Source organism: Streptomyces sp. NPDC033216 (assembly GCF_055577115.1).
Map to the genome: position 1 here is coordinate 76,958 of NZ_JBVIQK010000003.1, position 17,332 is coordinate 94,289.

Consider the following 17,332-nt stretch of genomic DNA (forward strand, 5'->3'; position numbering starts at 1 on the left):
CTTGCTCCCTTGTGACGGCGGGGCGAACTTCCGGGTGGGTGAGGCCGGACACTGGAAGAGACGCCGGAACCGGCCGATCCGTGCACACGAGGTGCGAGTGACCTCGGTCACCGCCTTCATGCACAGGAGTGACTCAGCTCTCCTGCCGTGCCTCCTGTGCCCCGTACGGCCGACGAGGTGATCGCGGGCATCTGGACGCCGTCGAATCGGTGGACTAGCTTCGCCCGCCATGAGGCCCTCGGGGAAGACGCGACAGATGATCCGCACGGCACCCACGGCGCTGGTGAGGCGGGCGGGGCGCACAGCGGCGGGAGCGGCCTGCGCGGCGGCGCTGGCCGTGCTGACGGCCCTACCCGCGCAGGCGCATGAGGCCGGGCGGGGCGGCCACGCGCCCGCGTGGGCGCTCAAGGACACCGCCACGCCCGCCGTCCGTTTCCGGGGCCTGGCCGCGGTCGACCGGGACACCGCCTGGGTGGCGGGTACGCGGGGCACCGTCCTGCGCACGACCGACGGCGGCGCGAGCTGGCGTGACGTCTCCCCGCCCGGCGCCGCCGACCTCCAGTTCCGGGATGTCGAGGCCTTCGGCGCGCGGCACGCCGTCGTGCTGGCCATCGGCGAGGGCGAGGCCTCCCGCGTGTACCGCACCGACGACGGCGGGGCGACCTGGACGGAGTCCTTCCGCAACACCGACGCCCGGGCCTTCTACGACTGCCTGACCTTCTTCGACCGCCGCCACGGTCTTGCGATGAGCGACCCCGTCGACGGCAGGTTCCGCATCCTGTCGACCAGCGACGGCGGCCGCTCCTGGACGGTGCTGCCGGACGCCGGCATGCCGCCGGCCCTGCCGGGCGAGGCGGGCTTCGCGGCGAGCGGCCAGTGTCTGGTGTCGGCCGGCTCCCGGAACGTGTGGCTGGCCACCGGCGGCGCAGCACGCGCGCGCGTGCTGCACTCCACGGACCGGGGACGGACCTGGACGGTCGCCGACGCCCCGATCCCGGCGGGCGACCCCGCGCGCGGGGTGTTCGCGCTCGCCTTCCGCGACCGTGGACACGGCCTCGTGGTCGGCGGCGACTACCGCGCCGACCAGGTCTCCCCGTCGGCCGCCGCCACGACCGGCGACGCGGGCCGTACCTGGCGGCCCGCGGACACGCCACCGCCCGCCTACCGCTCCGGCGTCGCCTGGCTGCCGCACAGCCGCACCGCCGCCCTCGCGGTCGGCCCCACCGGTACCGACCTGACCACCGACGCCGGCCGCACCTGGCGCACCCTCGACACCGGCTCGTACGACACCGTCGACTGCGCCCCCGACCAGGGCTGCTGGGCCGCCGGCGAACAGGGCCGGGTGGCGCGCCTGGAGAAGTGAGCCGTTTCCGGGGTACCCGGGCGGTGCGGAGACGAGAGGAGTGAGCGCAGATGCCACGCGGGTCCAGCCCCAAGCGGGAGCGCCAGTACGAGCACATCAAGGAGAGCGCGCAGGAGCGGGGTGAGAGCGCCGGCCGGGCGAAGGAGATCGCCGCCCGCACGGTGAACAAGGAGCGCGCCCGGTCCGGCGAGTCGAAGACCGCGAGCCGCACCTCCACGCAGGACATGTCGTCCGGCAAGCGGGGCGGGCAGCGGTCCGGGAAGGGCTCCCAGGGGCCCACCTACGACCAGCTGTACGAGGAGGCCAGGCGCCGCGGCGTGCACGGCCGTTCGGACATGAACAAGAGCCAGCTGCGGAGCGCCCTCGGCAAGGACTGACCGGCGACCCTCCGGTCAGCCGGGCACGACGACTGACGGCGCTCCGGTGAGTCGGCCGGGCGCGATCCGGCACCGCTCCAGCCAGGGGGACGGCCGGCCGGGACATCCGGTACCGCTCCAGCTCAGGGGCCGTCAGCCGGGCACGACCCGGTACCGCTCCAGCTCGGGTGTCGTCCTCGTGGCCTCGAACTCGACGACCCGGTACGCGCACACGCCGGCGAGGACGAAGGGGTCGCCCGCCGTGATCTCCTCGATCCGGCTGCGGTCCTCCGCGACGGCGACGATCACACCGCCGTCGCGGGGGTTCTTGCGGCCCGACGCCAGGAACACCCCGCGCGCGTACTGCTCGTCGAGCCAGGCCACGTGGTCCGGGAGGACGGCGTCCACGGCGTCCAGCGGCGCGGTGTAGGTCAGTTCCAGTACGAACATGATCGCGACCCTACGCCGTCCGGGGCGGCCCCGTAGGCTCGTCCTCACCATGACGACCGTAAGCATTCCGGCGGGCTGGCCCGCGACCGAGCAGGAGGCCCGCGCCGTCCAGGACGAGCTGCGGGCACGGGTGGTGCTGCGCGAGGCGGGTCCGCCGCCCGGCACCGGGCACGTGACGGGGGTCGACGTCGCCTACGACGACGAGCGGGACGTCGTGGTCGCCGCGGCCGTCGTGCTGGACGCGGCGAGCCTCGACGTGGTCGCCGAGGCCACCGCCGTGGGACGGATCTCCTTCCCGTACGTGCCCGGCCTGCTGGCGTTCCGTGAGATTCCCACCGTCCTCGCCGCCCTGGACGCCCTGCCGTGCGCGCCCGGACTGGTCGTGTGCGACGGCTACGGCCTCGCCCACCCCCGCCGGTTCGGCCTCGCCAGCCATCTCGGGGTCCTCACCGGCCTGCCCACGATCGGTGTCGCGAAGAACCCCTTCACCTTCACGTACGCCGACCCGGCCGCCGCGCGGGGGTCCGCCGCGCCGCTGCTCGCCGGGGACGAGGAGGTGGGCCGCGCCCTGCGCACCCGCGCCGGCGTCAAGCCGGTCTTCGTGTCGGTCGGCCACCGGGTGAGCCTGGACAACGCCTGCGCGCACACCCTGGCCCTCGCGCCGGAGTTCCGCCTGCCGGAGTCGACCCGGCGGGCGGACGCGCTGTGCCGCCGGGCGCTTCAGGAGGCGACCACCCGCCACTGACCGACCTCGCGGTACTCCGAGTCGTACACCGGCGACCCGTCTCCGGGCTCCAGGGCGTAGTGGCCGAGGTTCCCGCCCCAGTACCGCAGGACGCGTCCCAGCTCGCGTGCCCGGTCCTGGGCCGACGCCCCCTCGTCCACGGCTACTTCGAGAACGAACTTCACGCCGCTCACCTCCCTCCGCTCGCGCCCTTCCATCGTTTCATTGAAGTGCTTGTTGGTACTTGGCCGCTCACAGGCCCTGGGGAAAGCGGGGAAGGCGGCCAGAAGCCTCAAACGGAGGTCAGGGCAGCGAGGTCGACTCCCCGGGGACCCGAGCGGGCCGAACTGAGTACCTGTACGGATGTCGGGCCCGGTGCGCGCCCGGCAGGCTGGCCGTATGACGACGCACCGAGCCCCGAAGCCCCTCGCCGACCCCGACCGGCCCGTCGAGCGCGCCGTGAACGTGGCGCTGGTCCTCGCCGTGCTGGCCGGACTGGGCTGGGTCGCCGGGATGATCTACACGCTGGTGGAGTGGCCGGTCTGAGCCGACGGGATCCGGGCCGCGCGGTCAGCGGCTCGCCGCCACCCGGAAGCGGATGCCCGCCGCGCGCAGCCGTTGGGTCAGCGCGTCGCCCATCGCCACCGCCGTCGTGACCTGCCCGGCCGTCTCCGGCAGGTCGTCCAGGGCCAGGGCCAGCGCGGCCTCGGCGAACATCTTCGCCGTCTCGTCGTAGCCGGGGTCCCCGCCGGAGACCTCCGTCCACACCCGCCGGCCGCCGCCCTCGCCCACGAACCGCACCGAGAACCAGCTGCGTGCGCGTTTCTCGGCGCTCGGGCCCGCTCCGGGCTTCAGCCGGTCCGACAGCCACCGCCGGGCGGGCGGCACCTGGGCCGCGGCGAACAGCGCGCCGACGGCCGCGGTCGCGCCCACCGCGACCGGCAGCCGTCGTACGGCCGCGTAGTGGCGGTAGCGGAAGTCGGGGCCGTACCGTTCCAGGGCCTGGGCCGACCGGCGCACGATCTGCGGGTCGATCGTCGGCAGGGGCAGCGCCCACGCGCCGACCTCCGGGGCGAACCGGGGCGGCCCCAGCGGGGCCGTGGCCCGGCGGCCCATCAGACGCGGCTCGTGCCGGTGCCGTTCGCGGGCCGCGGCCACCATCTGCCGGCCGCGGGCGAACTGGCCCAGCGCGGAGGCGAACGTCCCGCCGGAGAAGGCGGCATCGACGCTCACATAGCCGTCCACGGTCAGCGGGACGCCCTCCGGGAGCTGCCGGACCGTGAAGTACGCGCCCAGGTCGTGCGGGACCGAGTCGAACCCGCAGGCGTGCACCAGCCGGGCGCCCGTCTCCCGCGCGCGTGCGTCGTGCCGGACGTACGTCAGATCCACGAACTCCGGTTCGCCGGTGAGGTCGAGACAGTCGGTGCCGGCGTCCGCGCAGGCGGCCACCAGTTCCTCTCCGTACGTCACGTACGGCCCGACGGTCGTCGCGACCACGCGCGCGTGCTCGGCGAGCACGCGCAGCGAGGCGGGATCGGACACGTCCGCACGCAGTACACCGGGCTCGGCGCCGCCCGGCAGCCGGTCCCGCAGCCGCCGCAGCTTCTCCGCGTCGCGCCCGGCGATCGCCCAGCGCAGGTCCCCGGGCGCGTGGGCCGCGAGGTACTCGGCCGTGAGCGTCCCGACGAAGCCGGTCGCCCCGAAGAGTACGAGGTCGTACGGACGGTCCGCCCTTTTCAGCCTGCTCATGACACCCCTTGCTCTCGCAGCCGCGCCGCTGTCGGTGGCTGAGGTTAGCGTGAGGAGGGCGGAGCCCGACGACGAGCCCGGAGGCAGCAGGTGGCCGTGGACAGGAACGCCATGAGGAAACGGGAGAAAGTACGCTGCTGCGCGCTCGGCCTGCCGGGTGCGACCGAGGAGTTCCCGTGGCGCGAGACCGTCGCCGGGGCCGACAGCAAGGTGTTCGTCTTCCTCGGCGCCGCCGGTGGCGGTCACCCGCTCGGACCCACGGTCGAGCTGAAGGGCGGAGAGACGGCCCCCGCCCACGCGCCGGCCTCCCCGGGCGCCGCACCGGCCGGGTACGGCCTCGGCGGAGCTGGGCGGGGTGCGGGTCCCGCCGGCGGAAGGTGGCGCCCCCACGGCCGAGCCGCTCTGCGACCGGGGCGGGGAGGGCTGCCGCACGATCGCCAAGCGGCGCATGACGGAACTCGACGCCCCCCGAGGAGGGCGGCCGGGGCTCCCGGACGCGGCCCCGCTCCCGCACCCTGGCCAAGCGCTTGCTCGCCATGTCTTGTGTCCACCGGAACGCGTTCTTAGCATCACTGGTGTTACATCGGTTGTGTCACAGCAAGGGGGCTGGATGACGACGACGGCAGGAACGACGGGGCACGGCCCGCTCGCCGGGGTGCGCGTGGTCGAACTGGCCGGCATCGGGCCCGGCCCCTTCGCGGCCATGCTGCTGGCCGACCTCGGCGCCGACGTCGTCCGCGTGGACCGCCCCGGCGGCCCCGCCCTGGGCATCGACCCCGCCCACGACGTCACCAACCGCAACAAGCGCTCGGTGCTCGTCGACCTCAAGGCACCGGACGGCCCCGCGCGCGTGCTCGACCTCGCCGCCCGCGCCGACGTGCTCATCGAGGGCAACCGCCCCGGCGTCGCCGAGCGCCTCGGCGTCGGCCCCGAGGCCTGCCACGCCCGCAACCCCCGGCTCGTCTACGGCCGGATGACCGGCTGGGGCCAGGACGGGCCACTCGCCCAGCGCGCCGGCCACGACATCGCCTACATCGCCGTCACCGGCACCCTCGGCATGACCGGCGCCCCCGGAACCCCGCCGCCCGCGCCCGCCAACCTCCTCGGCGACTACGCCGGCGGATCCCTCTACCTCGTCGTCGGCGTCCTCGCCGCGCTGCACCACGCGCGCGCGACGGGCACCGGCCAGGTCGTCGACGCCGCCATCGTCGACGGCGCCGCCCACCTGTCAGCCATGATCCACGGCATGCTCGCGGCCGGCGCCTGGCAGGACCGCCGCGCCGCCAACCTCCTCGACGGCGGCTGCCCCTACTACGGCACCTACGAGACCGCCGACGGCGGCCACATGGCCGTCGGCGCCCTGGAGCCGCGGTTCTACGACGAGTTCGTACGCCTCCTCGGCCTCGACGGCTTCGACGACGCCCGCACGGACCGGACCCGCTGGGGCGAACTGCGCGAGGCCGTCGCGGCCGCATTCACGTCCCGCACCCGAGACGAGTGGACGGCCGTCTTCGACGGCACCGACGCCTGCGTGGCCCCCGTGCTGTCGCTGCGCGAGGCCCCGCACCACCCGCACCTCGCCGCCCGCGGCACCTTCACCGACCACGGCGGGCTCACCCAGCCCGCCCCCGCCCCCCGCTTCTCCGCGACCTCGACCGCCGTGCGCGGCGGGCCCGCCCGGCCCGGCGCCGACACCGCCGCCGTCGCCCGCGACTGGGACCTGCCCCGGCTCGCCGAACCCGAAGACCCCCGGCTCCCCGACCCTCACCGAAAGGCCTCCCCGTGAGCACCGAAGCGTACGTCTACGACGCGATCCGTACCCCGCGCGGGCGCGGCAAGGCCAACGGCGCCCTGCACGGCACGAAGCCCATCGACCTCGTCGTCGGGCTCATCCACGAGCTGCGTGAGCGCTTCCCCAGCCTGGACCCGGCCGCGATCGACGACATCGTGCTCGGTGTCGTCGGGCCCGTCGGCGACCAGGGCTCCGACATCGCCCGGATCGCCGCGATCGCCGCCGGACTGCCGGACACCGTGGCGGGCGTACAGGAGAACCGCTTCTGCGCCTCCGGCCTGGAGGCCGTCAACCTGGCCGCCATGAAGGTGCGTTCCGGCTGGGAGGACCTCGTCCTCGCGGGTGGCGTGGAATCGATGTCCAGGGTGCCGATGGCCTCCGACGGCGGCGCCTGGTTCAACGACCCGATGACCAACCTCGCCGTGAACTTCGTGCCGCAGGGCATCGGCGCCGACCTCATCGCCACCATCGAGGGCTTCTCCCGCCGGGACGTCGACGAGTACGCCGCCCTCTCCCAGGAGCGCGCGGCCACCGCCGTCAAGGAGGGCCGCTTCGACCGCTCCCTCGTGCCCGTGAAGGACCGCGCCGGCCTCGTCGTCCTCGACCACGACGAACACCTGCGCCCCGGTACCACCGCCGACTCCCTGGCCCGGCTGAAGCCCTCGTTCGCGGACATCGGCGAGCTGGGCGGGTTCGACGCCGTGGCGCTCCAGAAGTACCACTGGGTGGAGAAGATCGACCACGTCCATCACGCGGGCAACTCCTCCGGCATCGTCGACGGCGCCTCGCTCGTCGCGGTCGGCTCCAAGGAGGCCGGCGAGCGCTACGGCCTCACCCCGCGCGCGCGGATCGTCTCCGCCGCCGTCTCCGGCTCCGAGCCCACGATCATGCTGACCGGCCCCGCCCCCGCCACCCGCAAGGCGCTCGCCAAGGCCGGCCTGACCATCGACGACATCGACCTCGTCGAGATCAACGAGGCGTTCGCGGCAGTCGTCCTGCGCTTCGCGCGCGACATGGGCCTCTCCCTCGACAAGGTCAACGTCAACGGCGGCGCGATCGCCCTCGGCCACCCCCTGGGCGCCACCGGCGCCATGATCCTCGGCTCACTCGTCGACGAACTGGAGCGCCAGGACAAGCGCTACGGCCTCGCCACCCTCTGCGTGGGCGGCGGCATGGGCATCGCCACGATCGTCGAACGCGTCTGACCACCCCGGCGGAACCACGAGACTTCTACGGAGACCCTGTCATGACACAGAGCACCACCATCCGCTGGGAACAGGACCGCACCGGCCTCGTCACCCTCGTCCTCGACGACCCCGACCAGTCCGCCAACACCATGAACCAGGCCTTCCGCGCGTCGCTCGCGGTGGTCGCCGACCGCCTGGAGGCCGAGAAGGACACGGTCCGGGGCGTCATCATCACCTCCGCCAAGAAGACCTTCTTCGCGGGCGGCGACCTGCGCGACCTGATCCGCGTCACCCCCGACACCGCCCAGGAGCTGTTCGACGGCGGCCTGGAGATCAAGCGCAACCTGCGCCGCATCGAGACCCTCGGCAAGCCCGTCGTCGCCGCCCTCAACGGCGCGGCACTCGGCGGTGGTTACGAACTCGCCCTCGCCTGCCACCACCGCATCGCCCTCGACGCGCCCGGCTCGAAGATCGGCTGCCCCGAGGTCACGCTCGGTCTGCTCCCCGGTGGCGGCGGCGTCGTCCGCACGGTCCGCCTGCTCGGCATCGCCGACGCCCTCCTCAAGGTCCTCCTCCAGGGCACCCAGTACAGCCCGCGGCGCGCCCTGGAGAACGGCCTGGTCCACGAGGTCGCCGACACCCACGAGGAGATGCTCGACAGGGCCCGCGCCTACATCGACGCCAACCCCGAGTCGCAGCAGCCCTGGGACAGGCCCGGCTACCGCATCCCGGGCGGCACCCCCGCCGACCCCAGGTTCGCGGCGAACCTGCCGGCCTTCCCCGCCACCCTGCGCAAGCAGACGGGCGGCGCCCCCTACCCGGCGCCGCGCAACATCCTCGCCGCCGCCGTCGAGGGAGCCCAGGTCGACTTCGAGACCGCCCAGGTCGTCGAGGCCCGCTACTTCGTGGAACTGGCCGCGGGGCAGACCGCGAAGAACATGATCCAGGCGTTCTTCTTCGACCTTCAGGCCGTCAACTCCGGCGTCAGCCGGCCGCGGGGCGTCGAGCCCCGCCAGGTCCGCAGGGTGGCGGTCCTCGGCGCCGGGATGATGGGCGCCGGCATCGCCTACTCGGCCGCTCGCGCGGGCATCGACGTCGTCCTCAAGGACGTCTCCCTCGAAGCGGCCCTCAGGGGCAAGGCGTACTCCGAGAAGCTCTGCGCCAAGGCCGTCTCCCGAGGCCGCACCAGTCAGGAGAAGGCGGACGCGCTGCTCGCCCGCATCACGCCCACCGCGGACCCGCAGGACCTGGCCGGCTGCGACGCCGTCATCGAGGCCGTCTTCGAGGACACCTCGCTCAAGCACAAGGTGTTCCAGGAGATCCAGCACATCGTCGAGCCGGACGCCCTGCTCTGCTCCAACACCTCCACCCTGCCCATCACCGTCCTCGCCGAGGGCGTCGAGCGACAGAGCGACTTCGTCGGTCTGCACTTCTTCTCGCCCGTCGACAAGATGCCGCTGGTGGAGATCATCAAGGGCGAGCGCACCGGCGACGAGGCCCTCGCCCGCGCCTTCGACCTGGTCCGACAGCTCAAGAAGACGCCGATCGTCGTCAACGACTCGCGCGGCTTCTTCACCTCACGGGTGATCGGCCACTTCATCAACGAGGGCGTCGCCATGGTCGGCGAGGGCATCGAGCCCGCGTCCGTGGAACAGGCGGCCGCCCAGGCCGGCTACCCGGCCAAGGTGCTGTCCCTCATGGACGAGCTGACCCTCACCCTGCCGCGCAAGATCCGCAACGAGTCGAAGCGGGCCGTCGAGGAGGCCGGCGGCACCTGGCCCGGCCACCCCGCCGAGGCCGCCATCGACCGCATGGTCGACGAGTTCGGCCGCACCGGCCGCAGCGGCGGCGGCGGCTTCTACGAGTACGACGGGGAGGGCAGGCGGACCGGCCTGTGGCCGGGCCTGCGCGAGCACTTCACGCGGGAGGGCGCGCGGATCCCCTTCGAGGACATGCAGGAACGCATGCTGTTCTCCGAGGCCCTCGACACCGTCAGACTCCTGGAGGAGGGCGTCCTGACGTCCGTCGCCGACGCCAACATCGGCTCCCTGTTCGGCATCGGCTTCCCGGGCTGGACCGGCGGCGTCCTTCAGTACATCAACGGCTACGAGGGCGGCCTGCCCGGATTCGTGGCCCGCGCGCGTGAACTCGCCGAGCGCTACGGCGACCGCTTCACCCCGCCCGCGCTGCTGGTGGAGAAGGCGGAGCGGGGCGAGACCTTCACCGACGGGCGCTGAACCGCCCACCCGTCACGGGGAGCCGTCCCTCTGCGGCGGCTCCCCGAGCCACTGGCGAACCTCCTGTGTCAGCGACCGCTGGAAGGCCGTCAGCAGCGCCTGCACGACCAGCGGCTGCATGTGCGCCGACAGCGACCGCACCGCCCGCGCGTCCCGCTCCGCCACGTCCTCGCGCAACAGCCGCGACAGCTCGCGGGCCGCGGCCCGCGCATGGTCCACCAGGACTTTGCGCGACGCCAGGATCGCCTCGTGCGACAGCGGCACGTCGAGGAGGCGGACGCCCAGCCTGAGCAGCCCGGCGTCGACGCGGTACGAACCGTCGCCGGCCCGCTCGCCCAGTACGCCCATCGCGGTGAGCCGCTCCACGTCCGCGTCGTCCAGTGCCCGCCCCGCCCGCCGCTGGAGCTCCTTCCGGGTCACCGTCTCCACCGTGTCCGGCGCCCAGGACGCCACCACCGCCCGGTGCACGGCCAGGTCCTCGGCGTCGAGGCCGGGCGGCAGCCGGTCCAGGTAGCGCTCGATCGCCGCCAGTGTCAGGCCCTGCCGTTGCAGCTCCTCGATCAGCGCGAGGCGCGCGAGGTGCTCGGGACCGTAGCGCCCCACCCGGCGCGGACCGATCACCGGCGGCGGCAGCAGCCCCTTGGTGCTGTAGAACCGCACCGTCCGCACGGTGACCCCAGCGCGCGCGGCCAGCTCGTCGACCGTGAGGGACGGCTCCTCGGTCTCGATCGTCATGCGCAGCAGTATCGCTGTCACACCAGTGCTGTGAAACCCGTGGACGCGCGACGACCGCCCTGTGAGAAGTAACGCGCTGTGACATAGGCCATCGTGTGGCCGCCGGGGCTCTGGGAAGCTGCCCCCTTGGTCTGTGCCCCTACCCGGGAGCCGCCGGCCACGACAGTACGGACACCCGGGCGCACCACGCTCCGGGCGCACCAGAAAGTGGAACCACCCGTGAGCAAGGACGCCGTGCACACGGCCGAAGTCGCCGCCCACCCCCAGGCGACGGCGCACCCCGCGGACGCGGGCGACGCCGGCTACAGCAAGGACCTCAAGCACCGCCACGTCAACATGATCGCGATCGGCGGCGCCATCGGCACCGGCCTGTTCCTGGGCGCCGGAGGACGCCTCCACAACGCGGGCCCGGCGCTCGCGCTCGCCTACCTCGTCTGCGGCGTCTTCGCCTTCTTCGTGGTGCGGGCCCTCGGCGAGCTGGTCCTGTACCGCCCGTCCTCCGGGTCCTTCGTGTCGTACGCGCGCGAGTTCCTCGGCGAGAAGGGCGCCTACGTCGCCGGCTGGATGTACTTCCTGAACTGGTCGACCACCGGCATCGCCGACATCACCGCGATCGCGCTCTACACGCACTACTGGAGCATGTTCACGAGCATCCCGCAGTGGGTGCTGGCGTTGATCGCGCTCGCCGTGGTCCTCGCCGTGAACCTGATCTCCGTGAAGATCTTCGGCGAGATGGAGTTCTGGTTCGCGATCGTCAAGGTCGCCACCCTCGTCGCCTTCATGTGCATCGGCATCTTCCTGCTGGCCACCCGGCACGAGGTGGACGGCCGGACGCCCGGCCTCGGCGTGATCACCGACCACGGCGGGTTCCTCCCGCACGGCGCGATGCCCGTCGTCCTCGTCATGCAGGGCGTGATCTTCGCGTACGCCGCCCTGGAGCTGGTCGGCGTCGCCGCGGGCGAGACCGCCGAGCCCGAGAAGGTCGTCCCGCGCGCGGTGAACTCGATCATGTGGCGCGTCGGCCTCTTCTACGTCGGCTCGGTCGTCCTGCTCGCCCTGCTGCTGCCCGGCTCGGTCTACTCCGGCGACGAGAGCCCCTTCGTCACCGTCCTGTCGAAGATCGGCGTCTCCGGCGCCGGCGACGTGATGAACCTCGTCGTCCTCACCGCCGCCATGTCCTCACTGAACTCCGGCCTGTACTCCACCGGCCGCATCCTGCGCTCCATGGCGATGGCGGGCTCGGCCCCCAAGTTCACCGCCCGCATGAACCGCAGCCAGGTCCCCTACGGCGGCATCCTGCTGACCTGCGCGGTCTGCGTCCTCGGCGTCGGCCTGAACTTCCTCATGCCGGACCAGGCCTTCGAGATCGTGCTGAACGTCGCCTCCCTCGGCATCATCAGCACCTGGGTGATCATCATGGTCTGCCACCTGGTCTTCGTCCGCCGTGCCGAGGCCGGCCTGCTGACCCGCCCGGCCTTCCGCCTCCCCGGCAGCCCGGTCACCGAGATCGTCACGATCGTCTTCCTCGTCGCGGTCCTGGCCCTGATGTGGAACGACCCCGAGGTCGGTCGCAGGACGCTCCTCCTCATCCCGGCCGTCGCGGCGGCCCTGGTCCTCGGCTGGTTCGCACTCCGCCGTGGCGCGTCCCCATCGACGGACCGGAAGCCGACCGACCTGACGAAGTAGACAAGGGTGAGGGACGGCGCCGCCGTCCGTGGCCCCGCCCCTCACCGACGGACGGCCGTGGACGCGTCCGGGCGGGCACGGGGGACCGCGCCCCCGGTCCGCGCGACGGCGGACACCCACGGCGGTGGGCCGTCGGTCAGGAACGATCACTCACCAGGCCTGCTCACCCGGCGGAGCGCTAGGCTGCGCTCCGGCCGGCGGCAAGTGGTCCCGCGCGAGCCGCCCGTCCTCGGGCGGCTCGCGCGGGAGCGCTGTCACCGTCCGCAACCACGGGGAGGGACCGAAGTGAGCCGGGACATCGACGTACTCGTGCTGGGCGGCGCGGGTGTGGACACCATCGTGTACGTGCCGGAGCTGCCGCTCCCGTACGCCGACAGCTACATGATCGACAGCGGGGTCCGCACCCGTGCGGGACAGACGGGCGACTTCGTCGCGCTCGGGCTGAGCACCCTCGGCCTGCGCACCCACCACCTGGACTTCCTCGGCGACGACCCGGAGGGCGACCTGGTGCGGGCCCTGCACGAGGACCGGGGCATCGCCCTGACCGCGGTCCCGCAGCCCGCCGGCACCAAGCGCGCGGTCAACCTGGTCGGCCCGGACGGCCGACGCCTCTCCCTGTACGACACGAGCCGTGCCCACCCCGACGACCGGTTCCCCGAGGACACGCTGCGGACCCTCGCCGGCGCGAGCCGGCACGCGCACGTGTCCATCACCCAGCCCTGCGCCCACGCCCTGCCCGCCCTGCGTGACACCGGCGTGACCCTCTCCACCGACCTGCACGACTGGGACGGCGAGAACCCCTACCACGAGGCGTTCGCCCATACCGCCGACGTCGTCTTCCTCTCCACGACCGCGCTGACCGACCCCGAGCGGACCATGCGCCGCATCGCCGACCGGGGTCGCGCCGAGGTGGTCGTCGCCACGGCCGGCGCCGCGGGCGCGTACCTGCTGGCCGACGGCGAACTGACCCGTGTACCGCCGGTGACGCCCCCGGCGCCGGTGGTGGACAGCAACGGCGCCGGCGACGCCTTCGCCGCCGCCTTCCTCTACGGCCGGCTCACCGGCGAACCCCCGCACAGGTGCGCCGAGTACGGCGCGATGGCCGGGGCGTACGCCTGCACGGTGCCGTCCACGGTGGCGGACGCCATCGGCCGGGACCAGCTCCTCGCCGGGACGGCCCAGGGGAGTCCCACCGGCTGAGGGCCCAGGACGGGTACCGCCCGCGAGCACGCCGCGAGCGGCGGGGGCGTCACCACCCTCACCGAACGCACCGGCCGGGGCCCGAGCACCGCCGGCGGCAGCGCCTGCTCCAAGCAGGCACGGGCGAAGACCGCCGCCGTCGGGCACACCGTCCTCAGCCGGGGACGGGCCGACCCCGGCGCCGACCACGGCACCCATGCCGACGAAGGCGAGGGCGTCCCGCTCACGCCGGGCCAGGCCCGCACGATCACCGTCGACCTGGCCGTCGGCGACCATGTCGTCCCGGCGGGCCACCGCCTGGCGCTGATCGTCGCCGGCCCCGACAAGGACCTCGTCGACCCACCCGCCCACACCCCGACCCTCACCCCGGACCTGTGCCGCACCACCGCCCACGTCCCGTCCTGCGGCGGCGCCCCGGCCTTCGCCGCCGCGGCCGCTACCGCGACGGCCACGCCCGAGTCCGCGCCGCCGGACGGCAGGGCTGCCCCGCGGCACACCCACCGCGTGCCTCGAGGCCCTCGCGAGAGGCGGGTTCAGGAGGGGGCGGCCAGCCCGGCCGCCTCCTCCGCGCAGCCCCACGCCACGGTCACCCCGGCCCCGCCGTGCCCGTAGTGGTGCACCACCACCCGTCCGTCCGGCAGCACCTCCCGCTCCAGCCGCACCGCGGGCCGGACCGGCCGCAGTCCCACCCGGTGCTCCAGGATCCGAGCCCCGGCCACCTCCGGCCGCAGCGCCGCACAGCGCCGCACGATCGCCGCCGCCACCGCCGGGTCGGGCTCCAGGGACCACACGTCGTCCTCGGCCGTGCCGCCCAGCAGCAGCCGCCCAGGCTGCGGGAAGAGGTAGGCCACCTCGCCGTCCGGCGCGGTGGACACGAGCCAGGTGCGCACCCCCGGGTTCTCCACGACGACCAGCTGACCGCGCACCGGCCGGACGGAGGAGTCCGCGGCCAGCTCACGGGCGCCGAGGCCGGTGCAGTTGACCACGACCGGCGCGTCCGCCTCGGCCAGATCCCGCACCGTGCGCTCCTCGACCGTGCCGCCCGCGCGCCACAGCCGCTCCCGCAGCCAGGGCAGGTGCGCCGCCATGTCGATCAACGGCAGCCGGGCGTGGACGGCGGTGCCGCCGGCGTACTCCGCCGCCGTCGCCCGGCGCAGCCCGACCGGCCGGCCGACGGTCCAGCCCCCGACCTCGTCCAGGTCCGTCTCGCCCATCACCCCGTCGACCAGGCGCACCCCGGTCGACTCCGGCCACCGCGCCAGTTCCCCGTACACCTCCAGGGAGCGCAGCGCCCACGTCCGCGCCGACACCATCGGCTCTATGTGGTACGGCCACCAGAGCGCGCCCGCGACGGCCGAGGTGGTCCGCTCGACCGGGTCCCGCGTCCACACCCGCACCCGCCGGCCCCGCTCGGCGAGGACGACCGCCGTCGCCAACCCGATGACCCCGCCTCCGACCACGATCACATCGCCACCGCGCTGAGTGTCCACGCCCGGACGGTAGCCGGTCACCGGCCCACCGGCGACGGTACGAGACCGCCGCGACCCTGCACCGGAGGTGCGACTAGGATCTGGCGTCTGATGACTGCCACCCTCGTCGCCAAGAACCTCGCCGCCGGCCACGGCGACCGCTCCCTCTTCTCCGGGCTCGACCTCGTCGTCGCCCCCGGGGACGTGATCGGGCTGGTCGGAGCCAACGGCGCGGGCAAGTCCACCCTGCTGACGCTCCTCGCCGGGCTCACCGCCCCCGAGCAGGGCGAGCTGCGCCTGTCCCCGCCGACCGCGACCGTCGGCCACCTGCCCCAGGAGCCCGAACGCCGCCCCGGCGAGAGCGTGCGGGAGTTCCTCGCCCGCCGTACCGGCGTCGCCGAGGCCCAGCGGGCCATGGACGAGGCCACCCAGGCCCTCGTCGACGGGGCGCCCGGCTCCGACGACGCGTACGCCACCAGCCTGGAGCGCTGGCTCGACCTGGGCGGCGCCGACCTCGACGAGCGTGCCGAGGAGGTCGCCGACTCCCTCGGTCTCGGCGTCGACCTGGACCAGCCGATGACCTCGCTGTCCGGCGGCCAGGCGGCCCGCGCGGGTCTCGCCTCCCTCCTCCTGTCCCGCTACGACGTGTTCCTCCTCGATGAGCCGACCAACGACCTCGACCTGGACGGCCTGGAGCGCCTCGAACGCTTCGTGACCGGCCTGCGCGCCGGCACCGTCGTCGTCAGCCACGACCGCGAGTTCCTCACCCGCACCGTCACCAAGGTCCTCGAACTCGACCTGGCCCAGCAGCGGATCACTCTCTACGGCGGTGGCTACGACGCCTATCTGGAGGAGCGGGAGGTGGCCCGCCGGCACGCTCGCGACGACTACGAGGAGTTCGCCGACAAGAAGGCCGCCCTCCAGGACCGCGCGCAGACCCAGCGCTCCTGGATGGACAAGGGCGTCAAGAACGCACGCCGCAAGGCGGCCAACGACAACGACAAGATCGGCCGCAAGTTCCGCAGCGAGGCCAGCGAGAAGCAGGCCGCCAAGGCCCGCCAGACCCAGCGCATGATCGAACGCCTGGAGGTGGTCGACGAGCCGCGCAAGGAGTGGGAACTGCGCATGGAGATCGCGTCCGCCCCGCGCTCCGGCGCCGTCGTGGCCACCCTCCGTGACGCCGAGGTGCGGCGCGGCGACTTCGCCTTCGGCCCGGTGACCCTCCAGATCGACTGGGCCGACCGGGTCGCGGTGACCGGCGCCAACGGCGCGGGCAAGTCCACTCTGCTCGGCGCGCTCCTCGGCCGGGTCCCGCTGGACGCCGGACACGCCGCGCTCGGCTCGGGCGTCCTGGTCGGCGAGGTCGACCAGGCCCGCAAGCTGTTCCACGGCCCCGAGGCGCTGCTGGACGCGTTCGGCGCGGCCGTCCCCGACACCGAGCCGGCGGAGGTGCGCACCCTGCTGGCCAAGTTCGGTCTCAAGGCGGAGCACGTGCTGCGCCCGGCGGCCACCCTGTCACCCGGTGAACGCACCCGCGCGGCTCTCGCGCTCCTCCAGGGCAGGGGAGTGAACCTCCTGGTCCTCGACGAGCCCACCAACCACCTCGACCTCCCGGCCATCGAACAGCTGGAGTCGGCCCTCGACGCCTACGAGGGCACCCTCCTGCTGGTGACCCACGACCGCCGCATGCTGGACGCGGTCCACGTCACCCGCCGCCTGGAGGTCGCCGACGGCAGGGTGACGGAACGCTAGCCGCCCGTCACCCTCCGATCCGCGTGGCCAGGCCCGGATAGTCGACGACGAAACCGTCCGCGTCGAAGTCCAGGTCGCTGCGGAAGGTCCCGGAGGCGAACCGGACCCGGCCCCCGCCGCCGCGCGCAGGTGCCAGATGGGTGTACGTCTGCCGCGACGGCCGTACCTCCAGGTCGGGCACGGACACCCACGCCATCAGCAGCCGGCGCTCGCCCGCCACCTGGTGCAGCCGGTGGCGCAGCACCGGCATCGTGTTGGTCAGGGGGCACAGCCCCAGGTCACAGTCGAGCGCGCCCTCCAGGGCGGGCAGCCGCTCGCCGTCGGCCGTCCATCCGCCCCGCCCGTCGTGCCGCAGATCGAGGCTGCGGCTGCGGGCGGCGGTCTCGGCCGTCACCCGCAGCCGGCGCGTGACACAGCCGTCCCAGGTCCGCAGTTCATACGTGATCCAGTACGGCTCCGGCACGGTGCCGACCGCCCGCCCCCGGGCCAGCAGGGCGTCACCGTGAAGTTCGGCCCAGGCGGTCTCGTAGCCCCGGCTCGCCGGTACGTCCCAGGTGAGTACACGCGTGGAGCTCATACCGGCACTCCACGAGCCGGGCCCGGCCGTCGCGGAGCGCCGAACCGGGCCCACC

At 73.8% G+C, this 17,332-nt stretch carries 16 protein-coding genes and 1 pseudogene; 11 read left to right on the top strand and 6 right to left on the bottom strand.

Annotated elements, in window-relative coordinates:
- Positions 1 to 256: 256 nt before the first annotated feature.
- Entirely contained in the window at positions 257 to 1,363 is a 1,107-nt protein-coding gene (locus tag ACZ5Y0_RS07005; protein WP_469127588.1) for a WD40/YVTN/BNR-like repeat-containing protein, read from the top strand.
- Between the two features lie 50 nt (positions 1,364 to 1,413).
- Positions 1,414 to 1,740 carry a plasmid stabilization protein gene (locus ACZ5Y0_RS07010; RefSeq protein WP_469127589.1) on the top strand — a complete coding sequence of 109 codons (327 nt, stop codon included), beginning with the start codon at positions 1,414 to 1,416 and terminating at the stop codon, positions 1,738 to 1,740.
- A gap of 132 nt (positions 1,741 to 1,872) precedes the next feature.
- Here the strand turns inward: ACZ5Y0_RS07010 and ACZ5Y0_RS07015 are convergent, their stop codons facing one another.
- Positions 1,873 to 2,169: a YciI family protein gene (locus ACZ5Y0_RS07015; protein WP_469127590.1), complete on the bottom strand. Its 297-nt coding sequence runs from the start codon at positions 2,167 to 2,169 to the stop codon at positions 1,873 to 1,875.
- 49 nt (positions 2,170 to 2,218) lie between these two features.
- On the opposite strand from ACZ5Y0_RS07015, the gene ACZ5Y0_RS07020 reads away from it, so the two are divergent.
- The gene (locus ACZ5Y0_RS07020) at positions 2,219 to 2,914 is read left to right on the top strand and encodes an endonuclease V (RefSeq protein WP_469127591.1); all 696 of its coding nucleotides are present in this window, start codon (positions 2,219 to 2,221) and stop codon (positions 2,912 to 2,914) included.
- Here ACZ5Y0_RS07020 and ACZ5Y0_RS07025 read toward each other — a convergent pair.
- Positions 2,890 to 3,078 (bottom strand): hypothetical protein, encoded by a 189-nt coding sequence (locus tag ACZ5Y0_RS07025; RefSeq protein ID WP_469127592.1) that lies wholly within the window; start codon positions 3,076 to 3,078, stop codon positions 2,890 to 2,892. The two genes, ACZ5Y0_RS07020 and ACZ5Y0_RS07025, sit on opposite strands and share 25 nt — an antisense overlap.
- A 214-nt stretch (positions 3,079 to 3,292) precedes the next feature.
- Between ACZ5Y0_RS07025 and mmpA the strand changes: the two genes are divergently transcribed.
- Complete coding sequence (gene mmpA / locus ACZ5Y0_RS07030; RefSeq protein WP_469127593.1) at positions 3,293 to 3,439, top strand: morphogenic membrane protein MmpA; 147 nt, start codon at positions 3,293 to 3,295, stop codon at positions 3,437 to 3,439.
- 24 nt (positions 3,440 to 3,463) lie between these two features.
- Here the strand turns inward: mmpA and ACZ5Y0_RS07035 are convergent, their stop codons facing one another.
- Positions 3,464 to 4,642, bottom strand: coding sequence for a saccharopine dehydrogenase family protein (locus tag ACZ5Y0_RS07035; RefSeq protein WP_469127594.1), 1,179 nt, complete (start codon positions 4,640 to 4,642; stop codon positions 3,464 to 3,466).
- A gap of 610 nt (positions 4,643 to 5,252) precedes the next feature.
- Between ACZ5Y0_RS07035 and ACZ5Y0_RS07040 the strand changes: the two genes are divergently transcribed.
- The 3 genes from ACZ5Y0_RS07040 to ACZ5Y0_RS07050 are packed head-to-tail and all read left to right on the top strand — an operon-like array spanning position 5,253 to position 9,858.
- Positions 5,253 to 6,428: a CaiB/BaiF CoA transferase family protein gene (locus tag ACZ5Y0_RS07040; protein WP_469127595.1), complete on the top strand. Its 1,176-nt coding sequence runs from the start codon at positions 5,253 to 5,255 to the stop codon at positions 6,426 to 6,428.
- Positions 6,425 to 7,639, top strand: a complete 1,215-nt coding sequence (locus ACZ5Y0_RS07045; RefSeq protein WP_469127596.1) for an acetyl-CoA C-acetyltransferase — start codon at positions 6,425 to 6,427, stop codon at positions 7,637 to 7,639. The genes ACZ5Y0_RS07040 and ACZ5Y0_RS07045 overlap by 4 nt, the downstream gene beginning before the upstream one ends.
- Positions 7,640 to 7,680: 41 nt before the next feature.
- On the top strand, positions 7,681 to 9,858 hold the full coding sequence (locus ACZ5Y0_RS07050; protein WP_469127597.1) for a 3-hydroxyacyl-CoA dehydrogenase NAD-binding domain-containing protein: 2,178 nt from the start codon (positions 7,681 to 7,683) through the stop codon (positions 9,856 to 9,858).
- Between the two features lie 12 nt (positions 9,859 to 9,870).
- On the opposite strand, the gene ACZ5Y0_RS07055 is transcribed toward ACZ5Y0_RS07050, so the two are convergent.
- Positions 9,871 to 10,593 (bottom strand): MerR family transcriptional regulator, encoded by a 723-nt coding sequence (locus ACZ5Y0_RS07055; protein WP_469127598.1) that lies wholly within the window; start codon positions 10,591 to 10,593, stop codon positions 9,871 to 9,873.
- A 219-nt stretch (positions 10,594 to 10,812) separates the two neighbouring features.
- Between ACZ5Y0_RS07055 and ACZ5Y0_RS07060 the strand changes: the two genes are divergently transcribed.
- From ACZ5Y0_RS07060 to ACZ5Y0_RS07070, 3 genes and pseudogenes are all read left to right on the top strand, one after another.
- Complete coding sequence (locus ACZ5Y0_RS07060) at positions 10,813 to 12,279, top strand: amino acid permease (RefSeq protein ID WP_469127599.1); 1,467 nt, start codon at positions 10,813 to 10,815, stop codon at positions 12,277 to 12,279.
- A 285-nt stretch (positions 12,280 to 12,564) separates the two neighbouring features.
- Complete coding sequence (locus ACZ5Y0_RS07065; RefSeq protein ID WP_469127600.1) at positions 12,565 to 13,479, top strand: PfkB family carbohydrate kinase; 915 nt, start codon at positions 12,565 to 12,567, stop codon at positions 13,477 to 13,479.
- Positions 13,480 to 13,623: 144 nt separating this feature from the next.
- Positions 13,624 to 14,091: pseudogene (locus tag ACZ5Y0_RS07070) on the top strand (CocE/NonD family hydrolase C-terminal non-catalytic domain-containing protein); the annotation flags it as partial.
- On the opposite strand, the gene ACZ5Y0_RS07075 reads toward ACZ5Y0_RS07070, so the two are convergent.
- Positions 14,013 to 14,969 carry an FAD-dependent oxidoreductase gene (locus tag ACZ5Y0_RS07075; protein WP_469127601.1) on the bottom strand — a complete coding sequence of 319 codons (957 nt, stop codon included), beginning with the start codon at positions 14,967 to 14,969 and terminating at the stop codon, positions 14,013 to 14,015. The pseudogene ACZ5Y0_RS07070 and the gene ACZ5Y0_RS07075 overlap by 79 nt on opposite strands.
- 90 nt (positions 14,970 to 15,059) lie before the next feature.
- Here ACZ5Y0_RS07075 and ACZ5Y0_RS07080 point away from each other — a divergent pair, with 90 nt between their 5' ends.
- A complete protein-coding gene (locus tag ACZ5Y0_RS07080) occupies positions 15,060 to 16,700 on the top strand; it encodes an ABC-F family ATP-binding cassette domain-containing protein (RefSeq protein ID WP_469127602.1) in 1,641 nt (546 codons plus the stop codon).
- A 7-nt stretch (positions 16,701 to 16,707) separates the two neighbouring features.
- Here ACZ5Y0_RS07080 and ACZ5Y0_RS07085 read toward each other — a convergent pair whose 3' ends face one another.
- The gene (locus ACZ5Y0_RS07085; RefSeq protein WP_469127603.1) at positions 16,708 to 17,277 is read right to left on the bottom strand and encodes a putative glycolipid-binding domain-containing protein; all 570 of its coding nucleotides are present in this window, start codon (positions 17,275 to 17,277) and stop codon (positions 16,708 to 16,710) included.
- Between the last annotated feature and the right edge of the window lie 55 nt (positions 17,278 to 17,332).